The sequence below is a fragment of the Pseudoalteromonas sp. SR43-3 genome (assembly GCF_014163875.1).
Lineage (GTDB): Bacteria > Pseudomonadota > Gammaproteobacteria > Enterobacterales > Alteromonadaceae > Pseudoalteromonas > Pseudoalteromonas distincta.
Genome location: NZ_JACJEC010000003.1, coordinates 240,850 through 267,312 on the forward strand (window position 1 = coordinate 240,850; position 26,463 = coordinate 267,312).

The following is a 26,463-nucleotide window of genomic DNA, read 5'->3' on the forward strand; positions in this document are numbered from 1 at the left end:
AAATGAAAAAGTATTGTTTAGCAGCAGCCCTTTCAATGGCATGTTTAGCACCAGCAGCGCAAGCTGACACTCTACTAGGTTTATACGTAGGTGTTGATGGGTGGAAGTCAGATAACGATGGTCAATTTTCTTATAAAAATAATGCATCTCAAGATTTTAATTTTGAAGATGAGACTTTTGTAAGTTACTACGCGGCACTTGAGCACCCTGTACCATTAGTTCCAAATATTAAATTAAAGTATACCGAGCTTGAGTTAAATGGTTCTGCGCTACTTACAGATACATTTAGCTTTAATGGCTCTGATTATGTTGTAGGCTCTACGGTAAATACTGTAAGTGATTTAACACACATCGATTACATTTTTTATTATGAGATTTTTGATAACGATTTAATCTCAATTGACTTAGGTTTAAATGCTAAGCAGTTTGATGGTGATATTGTTGTAAATGGTACTACTCAAAATGGTGGTACTAACTTTACCGAAACAAAAGATTTCTCTGGTTTTGTTCCTCTTGCGTATGGCCGTGCCGAAGCCGGCTTACCATTTACTGGTTTAAGTGTATTTTTTGAAGGTAGCTTTTTGGCTATTGACGATAGCAAAGTACAAGATTACCAAGTAGGCGTAGCGTGGGAACTTATTGATAACCTAGCAGTAGATGTTGCTGTTAAAGCAGGTTACCGCTCTATGGTATTAGAACTTGATGATGTAGATGATATTACTACTGATATTGATGCATCTGGCCCATTTGCGGGTATTCAGGTTCACTTTTAATTAGTATTTTCTAATTAAACAAAGCGTGGCATATTATTTTATTGCGTGCCACGCTAAATCAAACTCTCCCTCCAGCGCATTATTAATTAACTGCTTATAAATTTTATTTACAGGAAAATTAATGAGTTTAGATAACTCATCACCTGTTTGCGTGAATTTATAATAGCTTAATACCAAGTCACTGCTTTTTGCTTTTAACGTTACTTTTTGCGATAAAAATGAAAGGGTAAGTTCTTGCCCCGCTTTAAGCACTGCAGATTCAATTTCTTTTCTATACAGTAAATTAAGATCCATAAGTGTTAAAATATCAGGAAAACTAATACCTGTTTTTCCTAAATTTAGAGACACTTTATTGCCTTTTCGTAGCAAATCAAACAATGACGGTTTTTTGTAAAAGCCGAGTAAAATAAAGTGGCTGTCGTCTTTTTCGTTATAGCCTGAGAGCGACACACATTTTTGCAAAGAGTCAGCTTCTCGCTGTGTCATATGCTTTAACGTTTGCAGGCTTTTAATTGAAAACGTACCAGGGTTGAGTGTTTCTCCCGTTAAAATTTTGGCCCATAAAGTTTGCATTGACGCATTTGAAGTATCTTCGCACAGTGCGATAAAATGCTCTACCCAGTCAGCATCGGGTTGTTTAGTACTTGCTACATCGGGGCAAAACCCCATAGCCATTGCTAAAATTGACTCTATATTTTGTTGTTGTTTTATTAGTAGTAAATCTTGGCGCTTTTGGGCACGAGCTAAAACAGAGTTTTCACTGTTGATATGATAAAGCGGCTTAACTTGGCCTTTAATATCGTAATTTTGTTCGGGGGTAGGCAATATTCCGTTACTGCCTATTTTTGTTATAGGGTAACCAAGTAAGGATTCGATAATGTTAGCAAGGTTAATTCTCGCTTGTGCTGTCTTGACTGGCATGGCTGTGCATTGTCCTTTGTGAATGACTAAGCTGAGCAACAGTTTTAAGGTTATTTAACCCCATTGAAACTGTATTACGGAGCACATATTCGCTCAAAATTGAGGTGTAACCCGATATTAAAGGGGCGGTTGTTTGTCCGTTAATCTTACATATTAAAGTGACGATACCGTTTTGCTCACTAAAATTAAAAGTCCCCCTAATAATATGCTCAGCATTTAAAAGTATATTAAAGCTGACCTTATTTTGACTCACCGAAGTTATGATCATTTCACCATATCCCCATCTTCCCTTCCAAGACTGATGAGCACCTAGGCCAGAGCTCGGTTCGCCCAAGGTAAAACGTATACTGGGGTCTACTTTTTCCCATGGAGACCATTTTTGCCATTGATTAAAGTCAGTAATTAGCGGTTTTACTGCGTCAATATTTGCATTGATTTCTATTGTTTTATTTACATTATAACTTTGGGGAAGTATCAGCCCTACCAGTACTAATACCAATAGCAATAACAGTACGCCTTTGATCAATATTTTTAATGGTTTAATAAGCACACCTTTTATTAGTTTTTTGAGTTGAAATACAAAAACTTTTTATTAATCGACTATAGTATGAATTAGATTATAAACCAAAAATAATTTATAAATTGCTACCTAGGAGAGCGAATGTCGTCAGATCAAAACGATTTTTTATTTTTTGAACAAGACTATGAAGATGATGCAGTAATTGAGCCGACTAAGTTTTGGGATATTTTAATTGTTGATGACGAACCTGAGATCCACTCTGTGACAAAGTTAGCTTTGTCTGGGGTTGAGTTTTTGGGGGCAGGCTTGCGATTTCATGATGCCTATTCGGGAGCTGAAGCAATAGAGATTTTAGCTGAAAATAACGATATTTCAGTTATTTTTTTAGACGTTATTATGGAAACTGACGATGCTGGCTTGCAGGTTGTAAAAAGGGTGCGTGACGAATTAAATAATCAACATGTGAGAATTATTTTAAGAACAGGGCAAGCTGGTAATATACCAGAAGAAAAAGTAATACGTGAGTACGATATAAATGATTATAAAACTAAAACAGAACTCACTCGCTCTAAATTAGTAACATCGCTCATAACCGCTATTCGCTCTTACGAGCAGGTATGCCAGCTTGAATATCAAAGTGATGCAATGAACACGATTGTTTCTGCATCAAAGTCTATTTTAGGGCTTACTGATATTAAGCAACTATGCAAAGAAATCATCAAGCACATGAGTATTATTTTAAAGTGTTCACCTCGAGGGCTTGTGTGCAGCAAATTAGACGGCGATGACTTTATTCAAGTATTAGGTGGTTGTGGGCATTACGAAGACTACTTTGGTGAAAAATTAATTAATGTTGATAGCAAAGTATTTAAACAAGTTGAGTTGTGTTTTGATTTATCAAAGCATCAACATACAGACTCAAGTGCAACATTTGTATTAAAAAGTAAGCATAGAAAAGCGGCTTTATATATAGAATGTGACCATGTTCCTTTGCAAGCACAATTGCAGTTTGCTGAAATCTTCTTAACAAATGTGAGTGTTGCCCTGGATAATATAAGGCTGTTTGTAAAGTTAAGAGATGCAGCTTATAAAGATGTGCTTACAGGTATTTCAAATCGTACCAATTTTATTGAACGGGTAGAGCGTTATCAAAAGCCGCACGTGAATGATTATGTATTTGTACTACTTGATATAGTTAATTTTGCAGATATTAATAATGGCTTAGGGCAAGAGGTCGGCAATAAAGTATTAATTGGCATTGTGCAAAGGTTAAAAGAAAACTACCCAACAGCTAAATTACTATCTCGTATTGGTGCTGATGTTTTTGGTTTTATTATTCGCCGTGATGAACTCGACTTAAAAAAATTGAATGAGCAGTTAGGTGTTCCATTTTGCGCAGAAGAGCATACATTGCCTATCGATTTTAGATTGGGTTTATGCCAACAGCAAGACTTTCAAAGTAGCGGGATTGATACACTTAAAGTTGCTTATATTGCACTTAATCAAGCTAAAAAAACAAAACACAAAGAGGGAATTTATTACAGTGTAGACATGCAAGATAAAATGGCTTGGCGCATAGGAATTATTAGGCAATTACGCCATGATTTTGCTCGAAACAAGTTAGAGGTATGGTACCAACCTCAACTTTCATTAGGAGACTTGTCTCTAATTGGGTGTGAGGCATTACTTAGGTGGCCCACCGGTAATGGGTCGTATATATCGCCAGCGGTATTTGTTCCACTTGCAGAAGATGCGGGCTTGATTGTTGATATAGGGCAGTGGGTTTTAGAGCAAGCTTGCCAACAACAAAAGCGCCTAGAAAATATGGGCACCGAAATTTGTATTGCGGTTAATGTGTCTGTTCCGCAGTTTAAAGTAAAAGGTTATGCTCAAAACGTTAAAAATACATTATTAAAATATGGTGTTAAGCCAAAAAACATAGAGTTAGAAGTCACAGAAAGCGTAGTAATGGATGAACTCGAAACTGTTATTAATACACTTAGAGAGCTTCAAGAGTTAGGGATTGAGGTTGCTATTGATGACTTTGGTACTGGCTTTTCATCGCTTAGTTATATACAAAGTTTACCCTTGGATAGGTTGAAAATAGATCGTGCATTTATTAAGGATCTGCCAAATGATGACACTGGCGCTATTGCTGCCTTAGTTATTTCTCTTGGTGCTAAGTTGGGGTTAAAAACGATTGCTGAAGGCGTTGAAACACAAGAACAAGCTCAGTTCTTAAAAAACTTAGGCTGTGATGAGGTACAAGGTTTTATGTATGCTAAACCCATGCCTGAGCATGAACTGATAGAATTTATAAATAAACGCTAAAAAAGATTAACTTATTATTTAAGCTAATGAACGATTTAGAATTTAAAGCGCGATATGCTTTGACTACTTTGTATATATAAAGAATTTAGTAGGGTATAATTCGCGCCTTTTGTTATTCTACGGCCACAATTATGAGCACACTCAAAGCTAAGCGCGCCTTATTTTCATACCCGAAATACTGGGCTGAATGTTATGGCACCGCGCCATTTTTACCAACTACACGTGAAGAAATGGATGCACTTGGCTGGGATAGCTGCGACATAATAATAATTAGTGGCGATGCGTATGTTGACCATCCTAGTTTTGGTATGGCTGTAATTGGCCGTGTACTTGAAGCGCAAGGCTTTAGAGTGGGGATTATTGCCCAACCTGCATGGGACTCTAAAGATGCATTTATGGAGCTCGGCAGACCGAATTTATTTTTTGGTGTAACAGCCGGCAACATGGATTCGATGATCAACCGCTATACAGCGGAAAAACGCATGCGCCACGATGATGCTTACACGCCTAATAACGTTGGCGGTAAGCGCCCAGATCGCGCCGTGATGATTTACTCGCAAAAATGCCGTGAAGCATACAAAGGTATCCCAATTGTTATTGGCGGTATTGAAGCCAGCCTTCGCCGTATTGCTCATTACGACTATTGGCAGGAAAAAGTACGTCGTAGTATTTTGTTTGATGCAAAAGCCGATATTTTAATTTACGGTAACGCAGAGCGCCCGCTAGTTGAAGTTGCACACCGTATTGCTGCGGGTGAAACGATGGATACGATTCAGGATATTCGCGGCACGGCTGTTATTCGAAAAGAGCCTCTACCTGGTTGGCGTGGCAGTGATTCTACCGCTATTGATAAAATTGGTAAAATAGACCCTATTCCAAACCCATATGGCGCGGATGATGTTGGCTGTAGTAAATCTGAATTTAAACAAGCGGGTATTGATTTAAAAGCAGAAGCGGCAAAACCAATCATGGTTCAGCCTGCACGTCCTAAGCCGTGGGAAAAAACCTATGTTAAGTTACCTGCTTATGAGCAAGTAAGTGTTAACAAACCTTTATACGCCCATGCCTCGCGAATTTTACATCAAGAAACAAACCCTGGTTGTGCAAGAGCGCTTTACCAACGACATGGCGATCGCTCTATTTGGGTAAACCCGCCAGCATATCCATTAGAAACACATGAGATGGATGCTGTATTTGGTTTGCCGTATCAGCGTATTCCTCACCCAAGTTATGGTGATGCTAAAATACCTGCTTACGATATGATTAAAACGTCAGTTAATATTATGCGTGGCTGTTTTGGTGGTTGTTCGTTTTGCTCAATTACAGAGCATGAAGGGCGCATTATTCAAAGTCGTTCGCAAGAATCTATTATTGAAGAAATTGAACAAATTAGAGATAAAGTTCCCGGCTTTACTGGTGTTATTTCTGATTTAGGTGGCCCAACGGCGAATATGTATAAGCTGCGCTGTACTAGTAAAAAGGCCGAGAGTACCTGTAGACGCTTATCATGTGTGTATCCAGATATTTGTAAACACATGGATACAGATCATACGCCAACAATAGATTTGTATAAAAAAGCACGTGAAGTTAAGGGTATTAAAAAGGTATTGATTGCTTCAGGTGTACGTTACGATTTAGCTGTACGCGACCCGCGTTACGTTAAAGAATTAGTAACCCACCATGTAGGCGGTTACTTAAAAATAGCGCCAGAGCATACAGAGGATGGTCCATTATCAAAAATGATGAAACCAGGTATGGGAGCGTACGATCAATTTAAAGAACTGTTTGATAAGTACTCTAAAGAAGCCGGTAAAAAGCAGTATTTAATTCCTTACTTTATATCTGCTCACCCAGGTACAAAAGATGAAGACATGGTAAACATGGCTTTATGGCTTAAATCAAACGACTTTAAGCTTGATCAGGTACAAAATTTTTACCCATCACCTATGGCTAATGCGACAACTATTTACCATACAGAGATGAACTCTTTACGTAATATAAAAAACAACTCAGAAGTTGTTCCTGTACCTAAAGGCGCACGCCAACGTAGATTACATAAAGCTATTTTACGCTACCACGATGCAGCTGGTTGGCCAATGATACGTGAAGCTCTACGTAAAATGGGTAAAGCTAATTTAATTGGTAAAGGGCCTAACTGTTTAGTGCCAGAAGAAGGGCGCGATGAAAAAGCAGGTAAAGGTGGTAAAAAAAGTGGGCGTCCGGCACTAACGCGACATACTGGTTTTAGCCAATTTAAAAAGGCAAACACTAAGCCAAAAGTAGGCGGTAATCGTCAAAGTACACGTTAGTAATTTTATTTGCTAATAGATAAGGCTAATTGCGGTACGCGCTTTTTCATACGCAAATAAAGTAAGCCTTGCTCTTTATTATCTATATTATTGTAGGTGATAAAGAGTGAGGTTTTAGAGCCCCTCTCTTTAGATATCCTGTGCTAAGTTTAGCTTTTTTTAAAGCATTGATGATAACCACAAACGCAATTTAAGTGACCATAACGGCTGAATGCCCGTGAGTCCTTGCGTCATTTTATTATCTTTTAAGATTATATAAGATGGCGTGACTTGTCCCTGCCAATCGGAAAATATCTCCCCGTGTTGATCGTTAACAGTACTGAAGCTGTAGCCTTGCTCATTTAAATAATCATGCAGCTCTTGATCAGAGCCTGATTTTATTGCGATGCTCACGACGGGGTATTTATTCTCGTTTGCGAGTTCGTTTATGGCAGGGGAGGTAATACTACAAATAGGACACCAAGTTCCCCAAAAATACACAAGCGTGGGTTTATCTTGGCTCATTGCTGCTAAATCAATGTTTTGCCCTTCATAGTCGATTAATTGTAATTGAGGATTTGCTGGCATGACAGGTTGCCGCCACCAATTGACGGCGGTATAAATGACGAAAAATATAGAGCTATATACCAGTAGACTTTTTAATATGGATACGCTTTTTTGTTTTAGCGTTTTTTTAGGTATGTCATTTTTATGTTTGGTATCCGTTGCCATAGCTACTGATTTACCCTAACTATTTTTGCTGTAGTTTTTTACATTTAAAGCGTTTAATTTATATCAGCAACCATGTAGCAGTACCTAAAAAGGCGAATATACCAACAATATCAGTCACTGTGGTTAGCACCACACTCCCTGCAAGAGCAGGGTCTATATTCATTCTTTTAAGAATTATTGGAATACTTGCACCAGCAACACCTGCCACCACTAAGTTCATAAACATAGCGAAGGCGAGTACGCCACCAAGCATAAAGTCCCACTGCCATAGCGCAATAACACCCGCAATTAATAGTGACCACAAAATACCGTTTAGCGCGCCAATGGCCAGTTCTTTCATCATCAAGAAACGTTGGTTTGTTTGGTTTATATGACCTACTGCAATACCACGGATAACAAGCGTTAATGATTGGCTACCAGCAACACCACCCATAGAAGGGACAATACCGTTAAGCACAGCCAAAATAGGGAGCACATCTAAAGTGCCTTCAAAAAAGCTAGCTACAAAAGCAGCTGCAAGTGCGGTTAGTAAGTTAACTCCTAGCCAAACTGAGCGTTTTTTAGAGCTTTTTAGTACTGGCGCGAATGTATCCTCTTCATCATCAAGACCGGCTAGGCTTAATAAGCTATGCTCGGCATCTTCTCGGATTACATCAACGATGTCATCGATAGTTACACGACCGAGGAGTTGGTCGTTATCGTCCACCACTGGGGCCGATATCCAATTATGACGCTCAAATAATTGCGCTACTTCACTTTCATCCATTGAGATTGGGATAGACTCACAATCTTCATCCATTAAATCGCGGACAATTTTTTCTGGCGGATTAGTTAATAATGTACTCAGCGATAAAGCGCCTATAAAGCAGTTATGTTTATCAACAACATATAAATCATCTGTACCCTCTGGTAACTCACCACGCAGTCTAATATAACGAAGTACAACATCGAGTGTTACATCAGGGCGAATGGTCACCGTATCGGTGTTCATTAGCGCACCTGCTGAACGCTCTTGATATGACAGTGCTTGCGTGGCACGTTCACGGTCTTGAATGTCCATCGCGCTAACAACGTCTTTATAGACGGTATCTGGCAGGCTACGTAATACTTCACCTAAGTCATCGTGGCCCATGTCTTCAGTTGCGGCGGCAATGTGCTTAGGTTCCATTTGGGCAATAATGCCTAAACGAACATCTTCAGATAATTCTTCAAGAACATCACCCTGCACATCAGGATCGACCAATTGCCAAAGCAGTCGGCGAATTTTATGCGGTGATGATTCTAATAATAATGCGGTATCACAAGGAGCCGTTTTTGCGAGCATGCGCCTAACTTGAACAAATTGACCACTATTGAGTGACTTCGTCACCTGCTTTAGTTGCTGTAGTGGATAATCTTGTTCAAAAGCTTCTGGCATTGGCGTCCTTTATAAATTGTTATATTACTTTATGGGGGGAGGTGAGTTAACTGGCGTTACTAACCTATTTATTTTATATATCTGTTTTAATTGAAGCACTAGTAATGCGAATATTGTTTTTATAAAACAGATTATTCTTGTTCATTAAAGCGTTGTGCTATTAATTCTCCAACAGCGTGTAAAGCTTGCTCAGAATCAGGGCCTTTACAAACAACTTTAACTTCTTTTCCTTGGCTACTTTCAAGTAACATTAATGCAAGTACGCTATCGCCTGCTGCTTCTTTGTCATCTTGGAATAATGTGATTGTAGCATCAAATTGTACTGCTAATTGCGCAAGCACAGTAGCTGCTCTGGCGTGTAAGCCTAATTTGTTTTTTATTAAAAAGGTATCTTCACAATGCATAACTTACTCTACCTAAGCTGAACAGGTGATTATTCAGCTATATTATTTTTCTTGTTCGCGATGGCGAATTTTTACATTGGGATGTGTCATTGCAAAACTTTCACCGATAGTTTGCGCTAAATACACAGAGCGATGTTGCCCGCCTGTACACCCAATAGCAATGGTTAAATAACTGCGGTTATTTCGTTCTAAATGCGGTAACCACGTTTGTACAAATGTTTGAATTTGCCATGTGAATTTTTGCACTATGCTGTGATTAGCTAAATAGTCTTTAACCGGTTGATCTAATCCATTTAAAGGCTTTAACTCTGGTTCCCAGTGTGGATTTGGTAAAAAGCGTGCATCAAATACGTAGTCTGCTTCTTTTGGTATACCGTGTTTAAAACCAAACGATTCAAATGTGACAATCAGTTGCTTATCTTTTTTACCTAAAATCTTTTCACGAATAGATTCAGCGAGTTGATGAACACTTAAATCAGTCGTATCTATCATAAAGTCGGCGCGAGTGGTTAATACATCAAGTAATTCTTTTTCATTTTTGATGGCTAAATCAAGCGGCAACGAGTCTATTGATAGTGGGTGTAATCTGCGTGTTTCAGAAAAGCGTTTGATCAATGTCTGATCGTCGCTATCTAAATAAAATAACGTAGGGTTTGCAAAGCCTGGTAAGTATTCAAGAATATCGTTAAATTCATCTTGTTCTTTAGGGATGTTGCGCACGTCTATGCTAACAGCAATTTTATCGTAGCTATCAGACACACTGCGAACTAATGAAGGTAGTAGGTTTACTGGAATATTATCAACGCAATAATAACCTAAATCTTCTACAACGCGCAAAGCAACCGACTTTCCAGAACCAGAACGGCCGCTTATGATAATTAACTCCATTTAACACCCTTTATAAAACTATGATTGATCGACAATAACTTGGTAAAGCTCAGTATCAGATTTTGCACTGCGTAACTGTTTACAAAAATCTTTGTTGTTTAGTTTATCAGCAATGGTTGCTAGAGTCTTTAAGTGCTGCTGGTTATCGCCATCTGGTACGATGAGTGCGACAAAAATATCAACAGGGCGATTATCGATTGCATCAAAGTTTATTGGAGTTTCGCTAACGAGCACTAAAGCCAAAGGCTCTTCTGCACCGCTCATTCTTCCATGAGGAATAGCAATGCCACGTCCTATACCTGTACTACCTAATTTCTCTCTGCTCATTAAAGCATTAAGAATATCTTGTTGCGGTAAATACGGAAGTTTGTCGTGAGCAAGTTCGCTAATGAACTCTAAAATTCTTTTTTTGCTATTAAAAAGGACCGCAGCTTTGCTGCAGTCCTGGCATATAAGTGAACTTAATTTCATCATATTAGTGTCGAGCAAGCTTCTCTTTGTGTTTGATTACTTGGCGATCGAGCTTGTCGATCAATGAGTCAATAGCGGCATACATATCTTGATGTTCTGTAGAGGCAAATAGCTCAGCACCGCTTACGTGTATTGTGGCTTCTGCTTTTTGATTTAATTTTTCTACATCGAGAATGACATGAACATTATTAATATGATCAGAGTGTCTTTCAAGCTTCGCAAATTTAGTATTAATATAGTCTCTTAGTGAATCGGTTAATTCTACGTGACGACCAGTTAAGTTTAGTTGCATAAGCATTACCCTCTTAGTTTAGCGTCTTAAATCAGACTTTTACGCTGATTTGACGGTGGAATAGCAAGAGATTCGCGGTATTTTGCGATTGTACGTCTCGCTACTTTAATTCCTTGCTCAGCCAATATATCCGCTATTTTGCTATCACTCAATGGTTTTGCTGAGTTTTCTGCTGCGATTAATTTTCGGATAAGCGCACGTATTGCTGTAGATGAACATTCACCACCGTTTTCAGTACTTACATGGCTTGAGAAAAAATATTTAAGCTCAAATATACCACGGGGTGTATGCATGTACTTTTGAGTAGTTACGCGAGAAATTGTCGATTCGTGCATTTCTACCATTTCAGCAACATCATTTAAAACCATTGGTTTCATGGCTTCAGGGCCATGTTCAAAAAAGCCTTGTTGTTGCTTAACAATACAATTAGTAACTTTTAATAGCGTGTCGTTTCTACTTTCTAAGCTTTTAATAAACCATTTAGCTTCTTGTAAATGTGAGCGAATAAACTGGCTGTCGCCACTTGATTTTACAGTGCGAGACATTGCTGCGTATTGGCTATTAACACGAATTTTAGGCATGCTATCTGGGTTTAATTCGACAACCCAGCGGCCTTTAATTTTTTTAACTGACACATCAGGAATAACATACTCAGATTCTTCCCTTACAATAGTATCTGCAGGTTTTGGGTTGAGAGTATGTATTAGTGTCATTACTTCTTTAAGCTCTTCTTCTTTGAGCTTAGTTTTTTTCATTAATGTACGATAGTCGCGAGCTGCTAATAGATCAATATGCTCGGTTAAAATCATTTTCGTTTCATTAATATAAGGTGTTTCTTTATCAAATTGATTAAGCTGAATACACAAACACTCTTGTAAACTACGTGCAGCAATACCAACAGGATCAAACAGTTGGATGCGTTTTAATACCGCTTCAATTTCATCAAGTTCGACTTCGTTATCATCTTCGTTTTCTTGATTAAAGCTTTCTAAAATCTCTTCGCAGCTTAGTGTTAAAATACCTGAATCATCGACAGCTTCTACAATAGCAATAGCAATAGCTTCGTCTGTAGGGCTAAATGGCGTTAGTTGTAATTGCCACATTAAATACTCATGGAGCGTTTCAGTAGAGGCGCCTTGGTATATTGATTCGTCTTCAGGCATTGGACCTGATGAGGCTGCAGGAGCGGCACTCATGTACTCATCCCAACTGACATCCATAGCCATGTCGTCACTTAGCGTGTCTTTTGCAAGTGCTTCACCAGTATCTTGTTCGTATTCGCTCGGAGCATCATCAGCAGATGCGCTAACAGTTATGTCATCGGTATCAGCTTTTTGCTCGTTTTTACCAGCAGCGTCTTCGGAATAGTCTGCCTCTTCAACCTCTAATAGTGGATTACTGTCGAGAGCTTCTTGTATTTCTTGCTGGAGATCCAATGTACTGAGTTGCAACAAACGAATAGCTTGTTGCAACTGTGGAGTCATTGTAAGTTGCTGGCCCATGCGCAGCTGTAGTGATTGCCTCATGTATCTCTAACAATCCTTTTATGTTGTTATAATTAATACTAGCAGATGCTTAAAGACATGGCGTAAATGTTACAGCCTAAATTGCTCGCCTAAGTAAACATCGCGTACTGTTTTATCATTTAATACGTGTTCTGGAGTACCTGATGCAATCAGCTCCCCATGAGAAACAATGTAGGCTTTTTCACAAACATCAAGGGTCTCTCTTACGTTATGGTCGGTAATTAATACACCAATCCCACGATTTTTAAGATGTTCTATTATTTTCTTTATATCTAATACCGAAATAGGGTCAACACCGGCAAACGGTTCATCCAGTAATATAAATTTAGGATCTGCTGCCAGCGCTCGTGCTATTTCTACACGACGACGTTCTCCCCCCGATAATGCCATACCTTGGCTATCACGAATGTGTTGTATGCTAAATTCATCTAATAAGTTATTGAGCGTGTCTTCTCTGGCTTGTTTATTTAGTTCTTTGCGCGTTTCTAAAATGGCCATTAAGTTTTGATAAACAGTCAGCTTTCTAAAAATCGATGACTCTTGTGGTAAGTAGCCTATGCCTAATCTAGCACGACTATGCATAGGTAAAAGAGTAATATCGTTATCATCAATAGATATTTTCCCTTTGTCGCTAGGAACAAGCCCTACAATCATATAAAAAGTCGTTGTTTTACCAGCACCGTTAGGGCCAAGTAAGCCAACTATACTGCCAGCTTGTACTTCAAGGCCGACGTTTTTTACAACTTCACGACCTTTATAGCTTTTTGCCAATAGTTCTGCTTTTAATGTGCTCATGGTTGACCTTTATCGCCTTTTTTACTTTTTTTAGTTTCGATCGGTACTAAAATTGTGTGAACACGGTCAGTTGAGTTTTCATCTTTTTCGGCACTGATGAGCTGCTGCTCTATGTCGTAGGTAATGCTTTTAGCATTTATTTTTTGTCCGGCTTGCGATACTTGTGCATTACCAACAAGCGTTAAAAAACGCTTAGATACATCATAACGTACTTCGTCAGCACTGGCGCTCATAGTCGTGCCGTCTGATTGCTTTTCTTCAAAGTGCGCAGGGCTACCTGTGGCAATTAATAATTGTTTATTATCACCAAGTTCATCACGTTTGTGTACTTCGAGGCGATCGGCTGTAATGCGGCGATTACCGTGAATAATCTCAACGTTTTTCTCAAAAATACCCACATTAGCTTTCAATTGACCTTCTTGCTTGTCGGCACTTATTGAAATTTGATTGGCAGCAGGTTGCGTGTTTTGCTCTGCAGCACTACTATTAAACGCTAGTATAAGTGTAGGAATTATAAGTGATTTTAATATTTTATTGGTCATAATATATGGTTCGCGTATGGTTAATTAGTTTTATCACTTCGGTTTTCAAGTCGGCTTCTAGGCCTTTACCGGTGATTTTTAAATTGGGTCCAGTGATAATGACGGGTTGCTCCGAACGCATTGTTAATAACTTTATATCAACCTGAATATTATCAGCATTGATTTTGTCTATCATGGCGTTATCGGTTAAGTTTTTGGCAACCACATTACCTTCTAAAATTAATTGTTTGTCTTCGTATAATGTTGCTTCGTCTGCATTTATTTGCCACGTTTGCTTTTCGTTATATAAAGTAAAAATGGGTTTTTCAAAAAACGTGAAACCTAATTGCTGATATAGTTCCATTTTAGCCGCAGTGACTTTGTGGCTAATTTTACCTTGCTCATCATAGGCTGTCTGTTTGAGCTCAATAGCTATGTAATCAGGCTTGGCAATAACTTCAGGCTCAGTCTGAGGCAAAATATTTGGTTGTGTAAAATAAGGGTACCAAAGCCAAACCATACAGCTAATGAATAAAACGCTTAATATTATGCGCGCTGCATTCATGAACTAGTGCCTTGTGTAGTCAACGCTTTACCATTTTCAAGCATGAGCAAATCGGTGAGTTCTCTCACAGCGCCAAAACCACCAGGCATTTGCGTTACATAATGTGACAAACGCTTAATAAGAGGGTGGGCATCATTTACTGCAACGGCAAAGCCTACTAACTCCATAACAGGCATGTCAGGGCCATCATCACCGATATAAGCAATTTGTTCATCGCTAAGGTTGAGTTTGTCTTTTAATTCTTGATAGGCAATGAGCTTATTTTCTTGGCCTTGATAAATATGCTGTACGGTTAAGCTACTCATACGTTGTTGCACTATTTGTGAATGACGACCAGTAATTACAGCTACTTCAAAGCCACTGTTTATAAGCGCTTTAATGCCAAAACCATCTTTTGTATTAAATGCTTTTAGCTCTTCACCTTGATTACCAAGATAAATACGGCCATCAGAAAATACACCATCAATATCGCATATAAGTAGCTTTACTTTTTTAGCGCGTGCTTTTGCATCATCGCTCAGCGGTTGATAGAGTTCTTCAAATTGCATTTATAACACTCCTGCTTTTAATAGGTCTTGCATATTTAATGCGCCAATAGGTTGGTTTTTCTCATTGACGACGATTAGGCCATTTATACGTTTGTGTTCCATAATATTAAGCGCTTCAGCAGCTAAAATATCTTGTGTAGCCGTAGTACATGACTTAGTCATAACAACATCTATTTGTGTTGTATGAATATCAATTCTTTGTTCTAAAATGCGACGTAAGTCACCATCGGTAAATAACCCTACGAGTTGCTGATTTTCATCAACAATGGCTGTCATACCTAATCCTTTAGCTGACATTTCTATTAGAGCATCTTTAACTGTTTGTGAAACATCAATAATAGGTGTATTTGCGCCGCTGTGCATAACATCTTTTAAAGTAAGTAATAAGCGCTTGCCTAAACTACCACCTGGGTGAGATAGCGCGAAGTCATCAGCTGTAAAGCCGCGAGCTTCTAATAATGCAACTGCCATGGCATCGCCCATCGCAAGCGTTGCAGTGGTACTTGATGTAGGGGCTAGACCCAATGAACAAGCTTCTTTTTCTACTTTAATGCACACATGTACATTAGCAAGGGTTGCCATTGTTGATTGTGTATTGCCAGTCATCGCTATCATTTTGGCACCAAGTCGTTTTAAAACCGGAATGATATTTAAAACTTCGCTGGTTTCCCCTGAATTAGAAATAAGCATAACCACGTCATTTTTAGTGATCATACCTAAATCACCATGACTTGCTTCACCAGGGTGAACAAAAAACGCAGGGCTGCCAGTGCTTGCAAGGGTTGCCGCTATTTTATTGCCAATATGGCCTGATTTTCCCATGCCAATGACAATAATACGGCCTTCACAGTCGTACATTAATTGGCACGCGTTATGAAAATTTTCATCTACATATTGTGCAATATCACTAAGTGCTTGGCGCTCAACATCTAAAACGCGAAGGCCTTGTTCAATAAAGTTTAGCGTTGCCATCATTTACCCTACTTGACTAAAAATATACCCTTGGTAACCCAAAAACGCTATTAGCAATAAGCCGCCTTCTACCCTATTGATACGCTGGGTGCCTCTAAAGTTCAATGACATAATAATAAGAGCAAGTGTTGCACCAATCATAATTAATATATCTCGGCTTACTAACGATGGATCAATTGCTGAAGGATTAATAATACCTGCTAGAGGTAATACAGCTAAAATATTAAATATGTTTGAGCCAACAATATTACCTAGTGCTAAATCATCTTCATTTTTAAGTACACCTGCAACCGAGGCGGCAAGTTCAGGCAAGCTAGTACCAATGGCAATAATTGTTAAACCAATGACTAAGTCGCTTAAGCCGAAGTATTTAGCAATATCAACAGCTGAGCCGATTAAAAAATGAGAACTAACCGGCAGGAGTATCATGCCAACAATTAACCAAAATACCGCTTTTTTAGTAGGTACATCGTTTGGTACATCGTCGCAGGCTTCTGAGACAAATGGGTCATCTTGGTTTTTTGCACGCATAGATACAATGATTAACCCACCGATGAATACGATAAAGCCAACTAAAAGCTCAACACCTTCACTAAATGAAAAGTAGTTATCTGAGAACACATACCAAGTAGCTAAAGATACGAGCATCACTAATGGCATTTCACGTTTTAACGTACTAGATGAAACTGAAAGAGGGCGAAATAGAGCAGTGATACCTAACACAAGTAAAATGTTTGTAATATTAGAGCCAACAGCATTGCCAACGGCTGTGTCGGTTTTGTTAGCCAGAGCGGCAGAGGCTGAAACCATCATTTCAGGGGCTGAAGAGCCCATGGCTACAACGGTCAAACCAACAATAAGTGTAGGTACACCAAAGTTTTTAGCAAGAGCCGCAGCCCCATAAACAAACCTATCGGCACTCCAAACAAGAGCTGCAAAACCAAGAATTAAAATAACAAACGAGGTAACCATTGTGTTAAGCCAGTTATACAAAATACGGATGGCGCGAATAGTAACAAAAGCCAAGATGAAAGTATAAATAAAAGAGTAAGGTCAACTAGGTAACAATGTTGCTTTTAAACAGCTAATTTAAAAATTTAAGCCGGGGTTAAGCTGTTTTGAGCGAGTCTTATAATCCTTTTCATGGGTGTATTACAAAATCTTACGAATTGTTTTTTCCATCTTTGACAAAAAAGCTTTAAAATAGGGGCACTAGTGAACATTTTTATGGAGAGCGACTTGTCGCAATCAATAGTAGAAGTCAAGGATGTTAGCTTTTCGAGAGGCAATAGAACCATATATAAAAATATGAGTTTTAGCGTTCCTAAAGGTAAAATTACTGCGATTATGGGGCCAAGCGGAATTGGCAAAACCACTATGTTGCGTTTAATTGGTGGTCAGCTTAAACCAGATTCAGGTGATATTTTATTTGAAGGTGGCAGCATTCCTAAAATGTCTCGTAAAGAGTTATACGAAGCACGTACTAAAATGAGTATGCTTTTTCAAAGTGGTGCGTTGTTTACTGATATGTCGGTATTTGACAATATCGCGTTTCCTATAAGAGAGCACACAAAGCTAAGTGAAGACCTGATTCGATTAGTTGTGTTAATGAAACTGCAAGCGGTTGGACTACGTGGCGCTAAAGATTTAATGCCATCTGAGTTATCCGGCGGTATGGCAAGGCGTGCTGCACTTGCACGCGCTATAGCACTTGATCCAGAGCTAATCATGTACGATGAACCATTTGCAGGGCAAGATCCTATTTCGATGGGCGTATTGGTTAAGCTAATTAAGTCGCTCAACGAAGTATTAGGTTTATCGTCTTTAATCGTGACGCACGATGTAACAGAGGTAATGAGTATTGCCGAACACGTTATAATTATCGCCGATCAAGGGGTAATTGGTTCTGGTACTCCAGATGAAATGCGTAATCATGAATCTCCTTTAGTTCAACAGTTTTTAAAAGGCTTGTCGGATGGTCCTGTACCATTTCATTTTCCGGCTCAGGCTTATGCAGACGAACTACTTGGAGAAAAAGCATAATGTTGGATTTATTTCAAAAGCTAGGACATAAAACGCTAGGACGCTTTGCGGCCCTTGGTCGTTCTGCTTATATGCTGTTTAGTGCATTAGCGCATGTTCCTAATTTTAAAAAAGGCACACCGTTACTTGTTCGCCAGCTTTATATGGTTGGTTCGCAATCGTTACTCATTATTATGGTGTCGGGTTTGTTTATCGGTATGGTGTTGGCTTTACAAGGTTACACCGTATTGGTTGGTTATGGCGCTGAGGATAGTTTAGGGCCGTTAGTGGCACTGAGCTTATTGCGAGAACTAGGCCCGGTTGTTACTGCATTATTATTTGCAGGACGCGCAGGTAGCGCTTTGACAGCTGAAATTGGCTTAATGAAAGCAACAGAGCAACTTTCATCACTTGAGATGATGGCAATCGATCCGCTAAAACGTATTATTGCACCGCGCTTTTGGGCGGGTTTTATAAGCATGCCATTGCTTGCATTGATATTTTCAGCTGTAGCAATTATAGGCGCTCATTTAGTGGGGGTAGATTGGCTGGGGGTTGATACAGGTAGTTTTTGGTCAATCATGCAATCGCAAGTGTCGTTTCAGCAAGACATACTAAACGGTATTATTAAAAGCTTTGTATTTGCCATAGTGGTGACCTGGATTGCGCTTTATAAAGGATATGACTGTGTGCCGACCTCAGAAGGGATCAGCAAAGCAACCACCGAAACGGTTGTTCATTCGTCATTAGCAGTTTTAGGTTTTGACTTTATTTTGACAGCGGTAATGTTTACCAGCTAATAGGGTATAGATAATGAATTCACGGAAATTAGAAATTTTAGTTGGTTTTTTTGTAGCACTTGGCATTTTAGCTTTTGCGATGCTTGCACTTAAAGTTGCCAATTCAGGTATTAGTGGCTCTGGCGAAACATATACGCTTAATGCCAAGTTTGAAAACATCGGCTCGTTAAAAGCGCGTGCGCCAGTAAAAGTAGGTGGTGTTGTAATTGGCCGTGTTGAATCAATTTATGTTCACCCACAAGAGTTTTTACCAGTCGTTAATATGACCATTGACGCACAGTACTTATGTCGTTTTTCAGACACAAGCTCAATCTCTATTTTAACGTCGGGTATTTTAGGTGAGCAGTACTTAGGTATTCACCCTGTAATTTCTCCAGATTCTGCTAAGCAACGTTGTTTAGGCGAAACAGTGACAGAAAACAAGCAAGATGAAGCAATTGACGATTTATTTGGTGTGGAAAGTAAAGCACTAGGTGATGGCGATTCAATCACTGATACTAAGTCTGCCATTGTACTTGAAGAATTAATCGGGCAGTTTTTATTCAACCAAGGTAGTGAGTAATTATTATGTTGAAAAAGTTTTTAGCTATTGTAGCAATTGGCACAATGACGCTAACTCAAAGCGTAAGTGCAGCAGATGTGAAATTAGTCGATCCTAATAAAATGGTACGCCAAGTTGCCGATAATACATTTGCGCGCATTAAAAAAGATCAGCCATTAATTGTTAAAGATCAGGAATACCTTCGCGTAATAGTCGAAGAAGAATTAATGCCTTATATCGACTATAAATATGCAGCACTTCGTGTACTTGGCAGTGAAGTATCTAAAGTTCGTGCAATTACCGACGAGGCTGAAAAGGCCAAAGCAATTAAAGAAATTCAACGCTTTATTGGTGTATTTAGAGAGTACTTAGTTGCTACTTATGCAGGTGTATTTACTCAATACACAAACCAGAAAGTTGAGTTTGGTGCAGAGCAAGCGTTTAAAGGTAAAGACGTCGTTGTTGTTAAGACTAAAATTATTGAAGACGGTAAACCTGATATCAGAATCGATTTTAAAGTACGCGAAGACCGCGACGGTGAATGGCGCGCGTACGATATGATTGCCGAAGGTATTAGTTTACTGGATGCAAAGCAAAGCGAGCTGCAAGGTATTTTGCGTCAGCAAGGTATTGATAATGTAAGTAACCTTTTAGAGCAAAAGAGTCAGCTACCAGTTCAGTTTAGAGGCAGTAACTCGAATGACTAAATTGGCAATAAGCCAAGTTGATGGACAACATTTTGGAGTAAGCGGTGAGCTTACTCGAAATTCAATTGGCGATGAACAGCTTCTGAACAATAAGTTATTAACTAAGCATAAAATCATCTATTTCGACCTAAGTGGAGTATCAAGGGTTGACACAGCAGGCTTAGCTTGGTTAATTCACTCTTTTGCAGAATTAAAGCAGCAAGGCATTCGCCTTGAATTGCAAAACCTACCTGAGCAATTGCAAAATTTAATGCAATTGGGTCAGGTTACAACCCTATTTGAGTGAGAGTTATGGAAACTAGCCAAGTCGAAACATTATTACGCGAAGAACTTCAATTAGCTGAAGTACATGTAAAAGCCAATGGTAGTCATTATGAAGTTGTTGCAGTAGGCGAATGCTTTGACGGTTTAAGCCGAGTTAAAAAGCAGCAGCTAGTTTATGGTCCATTAATGAATACAATTTCAGATGGGACAATTCACGCAGTATCTATTCGTGCATTTACTCCTGTAGAGTGGAAGCGTGAACAAAAATTCATTTTACCGCAATAACTAGGGCCTCCTAATGGATCAATTTGTAATTCAAGGTGGCACTTCACTTGCTGGTGAAGTGACTATTTCGGGCGCTAAAAATGCCGCACTTCCTATCTTATTTGCTTCACTATTAGCTGATGGTAAAAGTATATTTACTAATGTACCGCGTCTTCGCGACATAGTGACCACTGAAGCCTTATTAAAAACTTTAGGTGCAGATGTTAATTGGCAGGGCGATACGCTAGTAATTGACGGTGCAACGGTTAATAAAACATTAGCGCCTTACGACTTAGTAAAGCAAATGCGCGCCTCTGTGCTTGCATTAGGCCCTCTAGTTGCACGTTTTGGTGAGGCTCAAGTGTCTTTACCTGGTGGGTGCGCTATTGGTGCTCGCCCTGTTGATATCCATATTCAAGGTTTGGAGCGCATGGGCGCACAAATAAACGTTGAAAATGGTTATATTAATGCCAAGGTTAATGGTCGCTTAAAAGGCGCTGAAATTTTTATGGAAATGGTAAGTGTAGGCGCTACCGAAAACCTATTAATGGCAGCGGCCCTCGCTGATGGTAAAACCATACTTGATAATGCGGCACGCGAGCCTGAAATAATTGATTTAGCTAACTGCCTAATTGCTATGGGCGCTAAAATCACAGGTGCAGGTACTAGCCGCATTGAAGTTGAAGGCGTTGAGCGTTTAGCTGGCTGTGAACACAGTATTTTACCTGACCGAATTGAAACTGGGACGTTTTTAGTCGCAGCAGCAATGGCTGGCGGTGAAGTACTTTGTAAAAATACAGACTTTCATTCTCTTGAGCCTGTGATTGAAAAGCTACGTGCTACGAATGCGCACCTAGAAGTACATAACGATAGTATTTATCTTGATATGCGCGGCCGAGAACTTAAAGCCGTGAATATTAAAACAGCTCCACACCCAGGTTTTCCTACGGATATGCAAGCTCAGTTTACAGCATTGAATGTAGTAGCAAATGGTAGTGCAACGATCACAGAAACGATTTTTGAAAACCGTTTTATGCATGTACCAGAGTTGCAGCGTATGGGCGCTAATATTCGTTTAGAAGGGCATACCGCAATTTGTGGTGAGACTGAAAGCTTAACGGGTGCGCAAGTGATGGCAACCGATTTACGCGCTTCAGCTAGCTTAATTTTAACGGGTATAGTGGCACAGGGTGAAACGGTTGTTGACCGTATTTATCACGTTGATAGAGGCTATCAGCGCATTGAAGATAAGCTAAGTGCGTTGGGTGCAAACATTAAACGTAGAAGTAGCTAAGTAGATAACTAGTTAAGCTATTTAAAAAAGGTCGGATACGCAAATTGCTATCCGACCTTTTTATTGACGATTGGTATTACTCTTTATTAGAGCTTTGTTTCAAGCTCAGCTACCACCACCATGATTTTTTCTATTTTGCCATCTCTGTATAGCTCAAATTCTATTTCTTTACCGGGCTCCGTATTACCTATTTTTTCAAGCACTTTTTGTGGGTTTGCTACCGAAAGCCCTGCAATTTTAATGACGATATCTTGCTCTTCAATACCCGCTTGCCATGCTGGCCCCAAAGGGTCTAAATTAGTAATGCGCATGCCGGTAACCGGCGTTAGGCTGTCGTTTACTTCTTTACCCGTACTATCTACTGCTGTGCCTTCAAAGCCTAAATAGCCGCGCACAACCCGACCGTGACGAATGAGTTTACCCATCACTTTTTTAGCAAGTGAGTAAGGAACCGCAAAAAATATTCCTTGAATATTCAAGTTCTCACGCGTTTTAAATTGTGCAGAAGTAATGCCGACTAAATCACCATTGGAGTTAACTAATGCGCCGCCGGAGTTGCCCACGTTAATAGCTGCATCCATTTGCAATAAGTTATTGTAAGGGCTATCTGTAATTTTTTGCTTACCCGTTGCACTAATAATGCCTTGAGTGATTGTTTGCCCTAAGTTAAGCGGGTTGCCTATAGCAAGTACAACATCGCCTACATTTGATACATAGCTATCGTTTACGGGAATCACCGGGAGGTGATCTGCATTGATTTTAAGTAAGGCTAAATCAGTAATGGTATCAAAACCAATGAGTTGCACATCAAAAAAGCGTCGGCCATCGGTTAAGATAACCATAATTTGGTCTGCATTATTAACAACATGATAGTTAGTAAGAATATAACCGTCTTGCGACATAATGACGCCAGAGCCTAGCTCTTGTACCGTGTTTTTTCTTTTATAACGAGGCTCTTTGGAAATGCTTTCTGAAAAAATAGTAACTACAGAAGGAGCTGCTCGTTTAACTGCATCAGAAAAACTCAGGTGACTCGCACTCATCGCGCTTGGAAGGGGAACATTAGGAAGTAAGGCGGCTCGCATATTAGGGCTGAAAAAAACCACTAAAAAAGCAATACTTAGACCTGCAAATAAAGGGGGAAGAATAAATTTTATTAATTTCAGCACAGTTTTCTTATTATGTAAGTGAGCAATCTCTTTATGATGACATAAAAAAAATAACAGCGGCAAGTGCCACTGTTATTTTTATTACATTAATAGTGCTATTTATTACTGAATTAAAATAAATATAGACTCACGACCACGTTGCACGCCAAGTACGATATTACCTTTGGTGTTTTCGATAATCTTATTCATATCACGAATAGTCTCTACTCGTTGGCGATTCACTTGCATAATAATATCACCTTCTTCAAGGCCAACACGGGCAGAAGGTGAGCGAGGGTCTACAGACGTAACCTCAACACCTTTATTACTATTTTTTTGCACGTTTTCAAGTGTCGCGCCTTGGAACGCAGGATGCAGCTCTTCGCCAGTCGCTGTAACACCTGATGCACCATCAAGAGTTACTTTTACCGTTTTAATTTTACCATCGCGGTAAATACCTAGTTTTATTTCGCGGCCTTCACCTAGCGTAGCAATTTTGCTGCGTAGTTCATGGAAACCACTAATATCACCGCCATTAATGCTAACAATTACGTCACCTGCTTTTATACCTGCTTTACTTGCAGCAGTGTCGTCCATTACTTGCATTACATAAGCACCTTGTTTAACGTCAAGTTGCTGCGCTTTAGCAAGGCCTGCATCAAGTGGGCGGCCAGAGATACCCAGCGAACCTCGGCGTACTTCACCGTGTTCAACAATTTGATCAACTAAGTTTTTCATCATGTTTGATGGAATGGCAAAACCAATACCCACGTTACCGCCAGAAGCACCTAAAATCGCAGTGTTAATACCAATCAATTCACCGTTTAAGTTAACTAATGCACCACCAGAGTTGCCTTGGTTAATAGCAGCATCGGTTTGAATGAAATCTTCGTAGCCCTCAATATTTAAACCACTACGACCAAGAGCACTAACAATACCAGATGTAACTGTGTGGCTAAGTCCAAATGGGTTACCAATAGCGACAGCAAAGTCGCCCACTCGTAAACTGTCTGAATTTGCGAGTTTTATTTCAGTTAAGTCATCAGCGTCTATTTGTAAAAGAGCGATGTCTGATTCTGTATCAGTACCAATTTTAGTTGCTTCAAATTCACGGCCATCTTCGAGGGTTACTACCATTTTTTCGGCATCTTGGATTACGTGATTATTAGTGACTACATAACCCTCATCAGCATCAATAATCACCCCAGAGCCTAATCCACTAAATTGACGCTTTTGACTGCGAGGCTGTTGCTGTCCAAAAAAGTATTCAAGCGGATCTGCACGGCGGCGTACTTCTTTTGAGCCTGAAACTTGGATACTTACAACACCTGGAGATATTTTCTCTAGCATGGGGGCAAGAGTTGGTAGTTGTTGACCATTTACTGCAATTGGCATTTTTGCATAAGACGCTACTGGGCTCATTAACAAGCTTGTAGATAAAATAGCTGCGCTGATAAGTGATAATTTCATTTTCATAGTCAGGGGTAACTCCACTTAAGATAAAGCAAAACAAAAAGGGCTACTTTACAGCAGCCCTTTTCGGTTTATTAAGATAAAACAACAAAGCTGTTATATCTAAAGACTATGGGGTCAAAAAAAAGTTCATCAAGATGCTTTAGAATGTTCTGAAACTTTATTTTGACCAGCAAATAAACCTGATTCACCTGATACATAATCAGCTGGTTGTGCTGCGGCTGTAGAACGATCGCATTGACGCTCTTTTAATGAAGCCTGCAGTTGTTCTGTTGTTTCTTTTGAAAAGAATGGTTCAGCTGGTGCTTTATTTCTATCTTCTAGAAGAAGCTGGTTTGTTTCTTCAACGTGACTAAGCAGTTGATCATAGTTTTCTTTCATTTTATTTACGAGCTTACCAGTATTCGCTAAATGATCAGCTACATCTTGGCGATACTGCTCTAACGCATTTTCAGCTTGCTCTGCTTGCTCTTTTAATTCATCTTGTTTGAACTGTTTTTTAGTAACAAATGCGCCAATAAAAAATGCTACAACAGCAACAATAACAATCAAACCTACCCACATAACTGTGCCCATAAAAACTACCCCTTTGGGAAAATAACTAACGAATGCCGATTCAATTATAAATCATACTAAGTGTAATATACCCCGAGTTATGATGCGTGTTAATATGCTTTGCAAATTAAACTGTGTTTTAACTGTAAATAGATATGACTCCTTGGCAAACATACCAACAAGACTTAAAGCGAGATGACTTTGTACACGACGCAGCACAAGAAAATGCTGTGCGCCATTTACAACGTCTATACGATGACCTAACTCAGACAAAGCCAAAACAAAAAGGCTTTTTTGCTAAGCTATTTAGTAAAGAAGAACCTGCGCCTGTAAAAGGTTTGTACTTTTGGGGGGGAGTAGGGCGTGGTAAAACTTATTTAGTTGACACTTTTTACGAATCATTACCGGGCACACGTAAAATGCGTGTGCACTTTCATCGATTTATGCACCGAGTGCATAACGAGCTTAAAAAGCTAAATAATACGGCTAATCCATTAGAAAAAATTGCTGACACTTTTAAAGCAGAAACAGACATTATTTGCTTTGATGAGTTTTTTGTACAAGACATTACTGATGCCATGCTATTAGGTGGCTTAATGGAAGCGCTATTTGCACGGGGCATAGTACTTGTAGCAACCTCTAATATAGTGCCAGATGAACTTTACAGAAATGGCTTACAGCGAGCTCGTTTTATGCCAGCTATTGAGCTTGTTAAAAAAAATACCGAGATAGTTAATGTAGATTCAGGTATCGATTATCGCTTACGTACTTTAGAGCAAGCTGAAATTTTTCATAGTCCGTTAGATGAAGATGCGGATAAAAACCTATTTGAGTACTTCGATAAGTTATCGCCAGAGCCAGGGCAATTAGATGAGTCGATAGAGATAGAAGGGCGAAAAATCAAAACGCGTAAAGTAGCTAAATGCGTTGTGATGTTTGAGTTTAGTGAATTGTGCGAAACAGCACGTAGCCAGGTCGATTACATGGAGATTAGCCGCTTATACAATACGGTGATTATTTCTAACGTAAAACAGCTAGGTCAAACTAATGATGATGCTGCTAGACGTTTTATTGCTTTAGTGGATGAATTTTACGAGCGCCATGTAACTTTAATTATATCGGCTGAAAAACCTATTACCGAACTTTATACCCAAGGTAATTTAAATTTTGAATTTAAGCGTTGTATTAGTCGTTTACAAGAAATGCAATCCTTAGAATATTTAGCTAGAGAGCATTTAGTTTAAATAAGTAAGTAAATGTGTAATAGGGCAACTATAAAAAAAGAGGTACATATATAGTACTTCTTATTTCTGAAATTTCTTGTGGAAAAAACAACCGGCGAGTAGCAATGTGTTTTAAGTGCTGGTATACTCCCGCGTCTGCCACGTTGCGTTCTATGTCCTCATATAGTCTAGCCACTTGTGAGCGGCG

The 26,463-nt window shown here is 39.3% G+C and carries 29 protein-coding genes; 11 read left to right on the plus strand and 18 right to left on the minus strand.

The annotated features are described in order from the left end of the window. Nucleotides 1–2 precede the first annotated feature (2 nt). Nucleotides 3–773, plus strand: coding sequence for a TIGR04219 family outer membrane beta-barrel protein (locus H5088_RS05565; protein WP_002957929.1), 771 nt, complete (start codon nucleotides 3–5; stop codon nucleotides 771–773). A gap of 33 nt (nucleotides 774–806) precedes the next feature. Here the strand turns inward: H5088_RS05565 and H5088_RS05570 are convergent, their stop codons facing one another. Together H5088_RS05570 and H5088_RS05575 are read right to left on the minus strand one after the other, a co-directional pair. Continuing rightward, entirely contained in the window at nucleotides 807–1,694 is an 888-nt protein-coding gene (locus H5088_RS05570; protein WP_039485422.1) for a TIGR03899 family protein, read from the minus strand. Continuing rightward, nucleotides 1,663–2,244 (minus strand): SRPBCC family protein, encoded by a 582-nt coding sequence (locus tag H5088_RS05575; protein WP_182752411.1) that lies wholly within the window; start codon nucleotides 2,242–2,244, stop codon nucleotides 1,663–1,665. Before H5088_RS05575 ends, H5088_RS05570 begins: the two co-directional genes overlap by 32 nt. Before the next feature lie 111 nt (nucleotides 2,245–2,355). Here H5088_RS05575 and H5088_RS05580 point away from each other — a divergent pair, with 111 nt between their 5' ends. Together H5088_RS05580 and H5088_RS05585 are read left to right on the plus strand one after the other, a co-directional pair. Then, a complete protein-coding gene (locus H5088_RS05580; RefSeq protein ID WP_182752412.1) occupies nucleotides 2,356–4,545 on the plus strand; it encodes an EAL domain-containing protein in 2,190 nt (729 codons plus the stop codon). A gap of 131 nt (nucleotides 4,546–4,676) precedes the next feature. Beyond that, nucleotides 4,677–6,854 (plus strand): YgiQ family radical SAM protein, encoded by a 2,178-nt coding sequence (locus H5088_RS05585; RefSeq protein ID WP_149602129.1) that lies wholly within the window; start codon nucleotides 4,677–4,679, stop codon nucleotides 6,852–6,854. Between the two features lie 159 nt (nucleotides 6,855–7,013). Here the strand turns inward: H5088_RS05585 and H5088_RS05590 are convergent, their stop codons facing one another. From H5088_RS05590 to H5088_RS05650, 13 genes are all read right to left on the minus strand, one after another. Next, nucleotides 7,014–7,421: a protein disulfide oxidoreductase gene (locus H5088_RS05590; protein ID WP_259398088.1), complete on the minus strand. Its 408-nt coding sequence runs from the start codon at nucleotides 7,419–7,421 to the stop codon at nucleotides 7,014–7,016. 202 nt (nucleotides 7,422–7,623) lie between these two features. Further along, the gene (gene mgtE / locus H5088_RS05595; protein WP_002957935.1) at nucleotides 7,624–8,982 is read right to left on the minus strand and encodes a magnesium transporter; all 1,359 of its coding nucleotides are present in this window, start codon (nucleotides 8,980–8,982) and stop codon (nucleotides 7,624–7,626) included. A 131-nt stretch (nucleotides 8,983–9,113) separates the two neighbouring features. After that, nucleotides 9,114–9,386: an HPr family phosphocarrier protein gene (locus tag H5088_RS05600; RefSeq protein WP_002957937.1), complete on the minus strand. Its 273-nt coding sequence runs from the start codon at nucleotides 9,384–9,386 to the stop codon at nucleotides 9,114–9,116. Between the two features lie 42 nt (nucleotides 9,387–9,428). Further along, the gene (rapZ, locus tag H5088_RS05605; RefSeq protein ID WP_182752414.1) at nucleotides 9,429–10,274 is read right to left on the minus strand and encodes an RNase adapter RapZ; all 846 of its coding nucleotides are present in this window, start codon (nucleotides 10,272–10,274) and stop codon (nucleotides 9,429–9,431) included. A gap of 18 nt (nucleotides 10,275–10,292) precedes the next feature. Then, nucleotides 10,293–10,745, minus strand: coding sequence for a PTS IIA-like nitrogen regulatory protein PtsN (gene ptsN / locus H5088_RS05610; protein ID WP_024595797.1), 453 nt, complete (start codon nucleotides 10,743–10,745; stop codon nucleotides 10,293–10,295). Nucleotides 10,746–10,749: 4 nt separating this feature from the next. Beyond that, nucleotides 10,750–11,037: a ribosome hibernation promoting factor gene (hpf, locus tag H5088_RS05615; RefSeq protein WP_007580301.1), complete on the minus strand. Its 288-nt coding sequence runs from the start codon at nucleotides 11,035–11,037 to the stop codon at nucleotides 10,750–10,752. Between the two features lie 26 nt (nucleotides 11,038–11,063). Continuing rightward, the gene (locus H5088_RS05620; RefSeq protein ID WP_002957941.1) at nucleotides 11,064–12,563 is read right to left on the minus strand and encodes an RNA polymerase factor sigma-54; all 1,500 of its coding nucleotides are present in this window, start codon (nucleotides 12,561–12,563) and stop codon (nucleotides 11,064–11,066) included. A 69-nt stretch (nucleotides 12,564–12,632) separates the two neighbouring features. Beyond that, a complete protein-coding gene (gene lptB, locus H5088_RS05625) occupies nucleotides 12,633–13,358 on the minus strand; it encodes an LPS export ABC transporter ATP-binding protein (protein WP_002957942.1) in 726 nt (241 codons plus the stop codon). Next, a complete protein-coding gene (gene lptA, locus H5088_RS05630; protein WP_002957943.1) occupies nucleotides 13,355–13,900 on the minus strand; it encodes a lipopolysaccharide transport periplasmic protein LptA in 546 nt (181 codons plus the stop codon). Before lptA ends, lptB begins: the two co-directional genes overlap by 4 nt. Next, nucleotides 13,890–14,444: an LPS export ABC transporter periplasmic protein LptC gene (lptC, locus tag H5088_RS05635; protein ID WP_182752415.1), complete on the minus strand. Its 555-nt coding sequence runs from the start codon at nucleotides 14,442–14,444 to the stop codon at nucleotides 13,890–13,892. Before lptC ends, lptA begins: the two co-directional genes overlap by 11 nt. Next, the gene (gene kdsC, locus H5088_RS05640) at nucleotides 14,441–14,992 is read right to left on the minus strand and encodes a 3-deoxy-manno-octulosonate-8-phosphatase KdsC (RefSeq protein WP_007580311.1); all 552 of its coding nucleotides are present in this window, start codon (nucleotides 14,990–14,992) and stop codon (nucleotides 14,441–14,443) included. Before kdsC ends, lptC begins: the two co-directional genes overlap by 4 nt. After that, nucleotides 14,993–15,964 (minus strand): KpsF/GutQ family sugar-phosphate isomerase, encoded by a 972-nt coding sequence (locus H5088_RS05645; RefSeq protein ID WP_182752479.1) that lies wholly within the window; start codon nucleotides 15,962–15,964, stop codon nucleotides 14,993–14,995. A gap of 3 nt (nucleotides 15,965–15,967) precedes the next feature. Beyond that, nucleotides 15,968–16,936 (minus strand): calcium/sodium antiporter, encoded by a 969-nt coding sequence (locus H5088_RS05650; protein WP_182752416.1) that lies wholly within the window; start codon nucleotides 16,934–16,936, stop codon nucleotides 15,968–15,970. A 255-nt stretch (nucleotides 16,937–17,191) separates the two neighbouring features. Between H5088_RS05650 and H5088_RS05655 the strand changes: the two genes are divergently transcribed. From H5088_RS05655 to murA, 7 genes are read left to right on the plus strand one after another with little or no spacing between them, the layout of a single operon-like run. Continuing rightward, nucleotides 17,192–18,007: an ATP-binding cassette domain-containing protein gene (locus H5088_RS05655; protein WP_080945050.1), complete on the plus strand. Its 816-nt coding sequence runs from the start codon at nucleotides 17,192–17,194 to the stop codon at nucleotides 18,005–18,007. Further along, a complete protein-coding gene (mlaE, locus tag H5088_RS05660) occupies nucleotides 18,007–18,786 on the plus strand; it encodes a lipid asymmetry maintenance ABC transporter permease subunit MlaE (protein WP_002957949.1) in 780 nt (259 codons plus the stop codon). Before H5088_RS05655 ends, mlaE begins: the two co-directional genes overlap by 1 nt. A 13-nt stretch (nucleotides 18,787–18,799) precedes the next feature. Further along, a complete protein-coding gene (mlaD, locus tag H5088_RS05665) occupies nucleotides 18,800–19,348 on the plus strand; it encodes an outer membrane lipid asymmetry maintenance protein MlaD (protein WP_002957950.1) in 549 nt (182 codons plus the stop codon). Nucleotides 19,349–19,353: 5 nt separating this feature from the next. Next, the gene (locus H5088_RS05670; protein WP_039485391.1) at nucleotides 19,354–20,034 is read left to right on the plus strand and encodes a phospholipid-binding protein MlaC; all 681 of its coding nucleotides are present in this window, start codon (nucleotides 19,354–19,356) and stop codon (nucleotides 20,032–20,034) included. Further along, on the plus strand, nucleotides 20,027–20,320 hold the full coding sequence (locus H5088_RS05675) for a lipid asymmetry maintenance protein MlaB (protein WP_002957952.1): 294 nt from the start codon (nucleotides 20,027–20,029) through the stop codon (nucleotides 20,318–20,320). The genes H5088_RS05670 and H5088_RS05675 overlap by 8 nt, the downstream gene beginning before the upstream one ends. A 5-nt stretch (nucleotides 20,321–20,325) precedes the next feature. Continuing rightward, entirely contained in the window at nucleotides 20,326–20,583 is a 258-nt protein-coding gene (locus H5088_RS05680; RefSeq protein WP_002957953.1) for a BolA family protein, read from the plus strand. A 13-nt stretch (nucleotides 20,584–20,596) separates the two neighbouring features. Beyond that, nucleotides 20,597–21,856 (plus strand): UDP-N-acetylglucosamine 1-carboxyvinyltransferase, encoded by a 1,260-nt coding sequence (gene murA, locus H5088_RS05685; RefSeq protein ID WP_002957954.1) that lies wholly within the window; start codon nucleotides 20,597–20,599, stop codon nucleotides 21,854–21,856. A gap of 86 nt (nucleotides 21,857–21,942) precedes the next feature. Here the strand turns inward: murA and H5088_RS05690 are convergent, their stop codons facing one another. The 3 genes from H5088_RS05690 to H5088_RS05700 form a co-directional block, all read right to left on the minus strand. Continuing rightward, on the minus strand, nucleotides 21,943–23,025 hold the full coding sequence (locus H5088_RS05690) for a trypsin-like peptidase domain-containing protein (RefSeq protein WP_024595792.1): 1,083 nt from the start codon (nucleotides 23,023–23,025) through the stop codon (nucleotides 21,943–21,945). 102 nt (nucleotides 23,026–23,127) lie between these two features. Further along, nucleotides 23,128–24,480, minus strand: coding sequence for a Do family serine endopeptidase (locus H5088_RS05695; protein WP_024606350.1), 1,353 nt, complete (start codon nucleotides 24,478–24,480; stop codon nucleotides 23,128–23,130). A 129-nt stretch (nucleotides 24,481–24,609) separates the two neighbouring features. After that, complete coding sequence (locus H5088_RS05700) at nucleotides 24,610–25,053, minus strand: YhcB family protein (protein WP_002957957.1); 444 nt, start codon at nucleotides 25,051–25,053, stop codon at nucleotides 24,610–24,612. A gap of 134 nt (nucleotides 25,054–25,187) precedes the next feature. Between H5088_RS05700 and zapE the strand changes: the two genes are divergently transcribed. Then, a complete protein-coding gene (gene zapE, locus H5088_RS05705) occupies nucleotides 25,188–26,276 on the plus strand; it encodes a cell division protein ZapE (RefSeq protein ID WP_182752417.1) in 1,089 nt (362 codons plus the stop codon). Nucleotides 26,277–26,463 lie beyond the last annotated feature (187 nt).

Excerpts from the sequence above, each read along its gene's own strand:
- lptB (WP_002957942.1), bottom strand. The coding sequence starts at position 13,358 with ATGAGCACATTAAAAGCAGAACTATTGGCAAAAAGCTATAAAGGTCGT.
- H5088_RS05680 (WP_002957953.1), top strand. The coding sequence starts at position 20,326 with ATGGAAACTAGCCAAGTCGAAACATTATTACGCGAAGAACTTCAATTA.
- kdsC (WP_007580311.1), bottom strand. The coding sequence starts at position 14,992 with ATGCAATTTGAAGAACTCTATCAACCGCTGAGCGATGATGCAAAAGCA.
- H5088_RS05645 (WP_182752479.1), bottom strand. The coding sequence starts at position 15,964 with ATGGCAACGCTAAACTTTATTGAACAAGGCCTTCGCGTTTTAGATGTT.
- H5088_RS05600 (WP_002957937.1), bottom strand. The coding sequence starts at position 9,386 with ATGCATTGTGAAGATACCTTTTTAATAAAAAACAAATTAGGCTTACAC.
- H5088_RS05670 (WP_039485391.1), top strand. The coding sequence starts at position 19,354 with ATGTTGAAAAAGTTTTTAGCTATTGTAGCAATTGGCACAATGACGCTA.
- H5088_RS05650 (WP_182752416.1), bottom strand. The coding sequence starts at position 16,936 with ATGGTTACCTCGTTTGTTATTTTAATTCTTGGTTTTGCAGCTCTTGTT.
- hpf (WP_007580301.1), bottom strand. The coding sequence starts at position 11,037 with ATGCAACTAAACTTAACTGGTCGTCACGTAGAATTAACCGATTCACTA.
- H5088_RS05580 (WP_182752412.1), top strand. The coding sequence starts at position 2,356 with ATGTCGTCAGATCAAAACGATTTTTTATTTTTTGAACAAGACTATGAA.
- H5088_RS05655 (WP_080945050.1), top strand. The coding sequence starts at position 17,192 with ATGGAGAGCGACTTGTCGCAATCAATAGTAGAAGTCAAGGATGTTAGC.
- mlaD (WP_002957950.1), top strand. The coding sequence starts at position 18,800 with ATGAATTCACGGAAATTAGAAATTTTAGTTGGTTTTTTTGTAGCACTT.
- murA (WP_002957954.1), top strand. The coding sequence starts at position 20,597 with ATGGATCAATTTGTAATTCAAGGTGGCACTTCACTTGCTGGTGAAGTG.
- zapE (WP_182752417.1), top strand. The coding sequence starts at position 25,188 with ATGACTCCTTGGCAAACATACCAACAAGACTTAAAGCGAGATGACTTT.
- ptsN (WP_024595797.1), bottom strand. The coding sequence starts at position 10,745 with ATGAAATTAAGTTCACTTATATGCCAGGACTGCAGCAAAGCTGCGGTC.
- rapZ (WP_182752414.1), bottom strand. The coding sequence starts at position 10,274 with ATGGAGTTAATTATCATAAGCGGCCGTTCTGGTTCTGGAAAGTCGGTT.
- H5088_RS05590 (WP_259398088.1), bottom strand. The coding sequence starts at position 7,421 with ATGCCAGCAAATCCTCAATTACAATTAATCGACTATGAAGGGCAAAAC.
- mlaE (WP_002957949.1), top strand. The coding sequence starts at position 18,007 with ATGTTGGATTTATTTCAAAAGCTAGGACATAAAACGCTAGGACGCTTT.
- H5088_RS05620 (WP_002957941.1), bottom strand. The coding sequence starts at position 12,563 with ATGAGGCAATCACTACAGCTGCGCATGGGCCAGCAACTTACAATGACT.
- lptC (WP_182752415.1), bottom strand. The coding sequence starts at position 14,444 with ATGAATGCAGCGCGCATAATATTAAGCGTTTTATTCATTAGCTGTATG.
- H5088_RS05700 (WP_002957957.1), bottom strand. The coding sequence starts at position 25,053 with ATGGGCACAGTTATGTGGGTAGGTTTGATTGTTATTGTTGCTGTTGTA.
- H5088_RS05585 (WP_149602129.1), top strand. The coding sequence starts at position 4,677 with ATGAGCACACTCAAAGCTAAGCGCGCCTTATTTTCATACCCGAAATAC.
- H5088_RS05675 (WP_002957952.1), top strand. The coding sequence starts at position 20,027 with ATGACTAAATTGGCAATAAGCCAAGTTGATGGACAACATTTTGGAGTA.
- mgtE (WP_002957935.1), bottom strand. The coding sequence starts at position 8,982 with ATGCCAGAAGCTTTTGAACAAGATTATCCACTACAGCAACTAAAGCAG.
- H5088_RS05565 (WP_002957929.1), top strand. The coding sequence starts at position 3 with ATGAAAAAGTATTGTTTAGCAGCAGCCCTTTCAATGGCATGTTTAGCA.
- H5088_RS05695 (WP_024606350.1), bottom strand. The coding sequence starts at position 24,480 with ATGAAAATGAAATTATCACTTATCAGCGCAGCTATTTTATCTACAAGC.
- lptA (WP_002957943.1), bottom strand. The coding sequence starts at position 13,900 with ATGACCAATAAAATATTAAAATCACTTATAATTCCTACACTTATACTA.
- H5088_RS05570 (WP_039485422.1), bottom strand. The coding sequence starts at position 1,694 with ATGCCAGTCAAGACAGCACAAGCGAGAATTAACCTTGCTAACATTATC.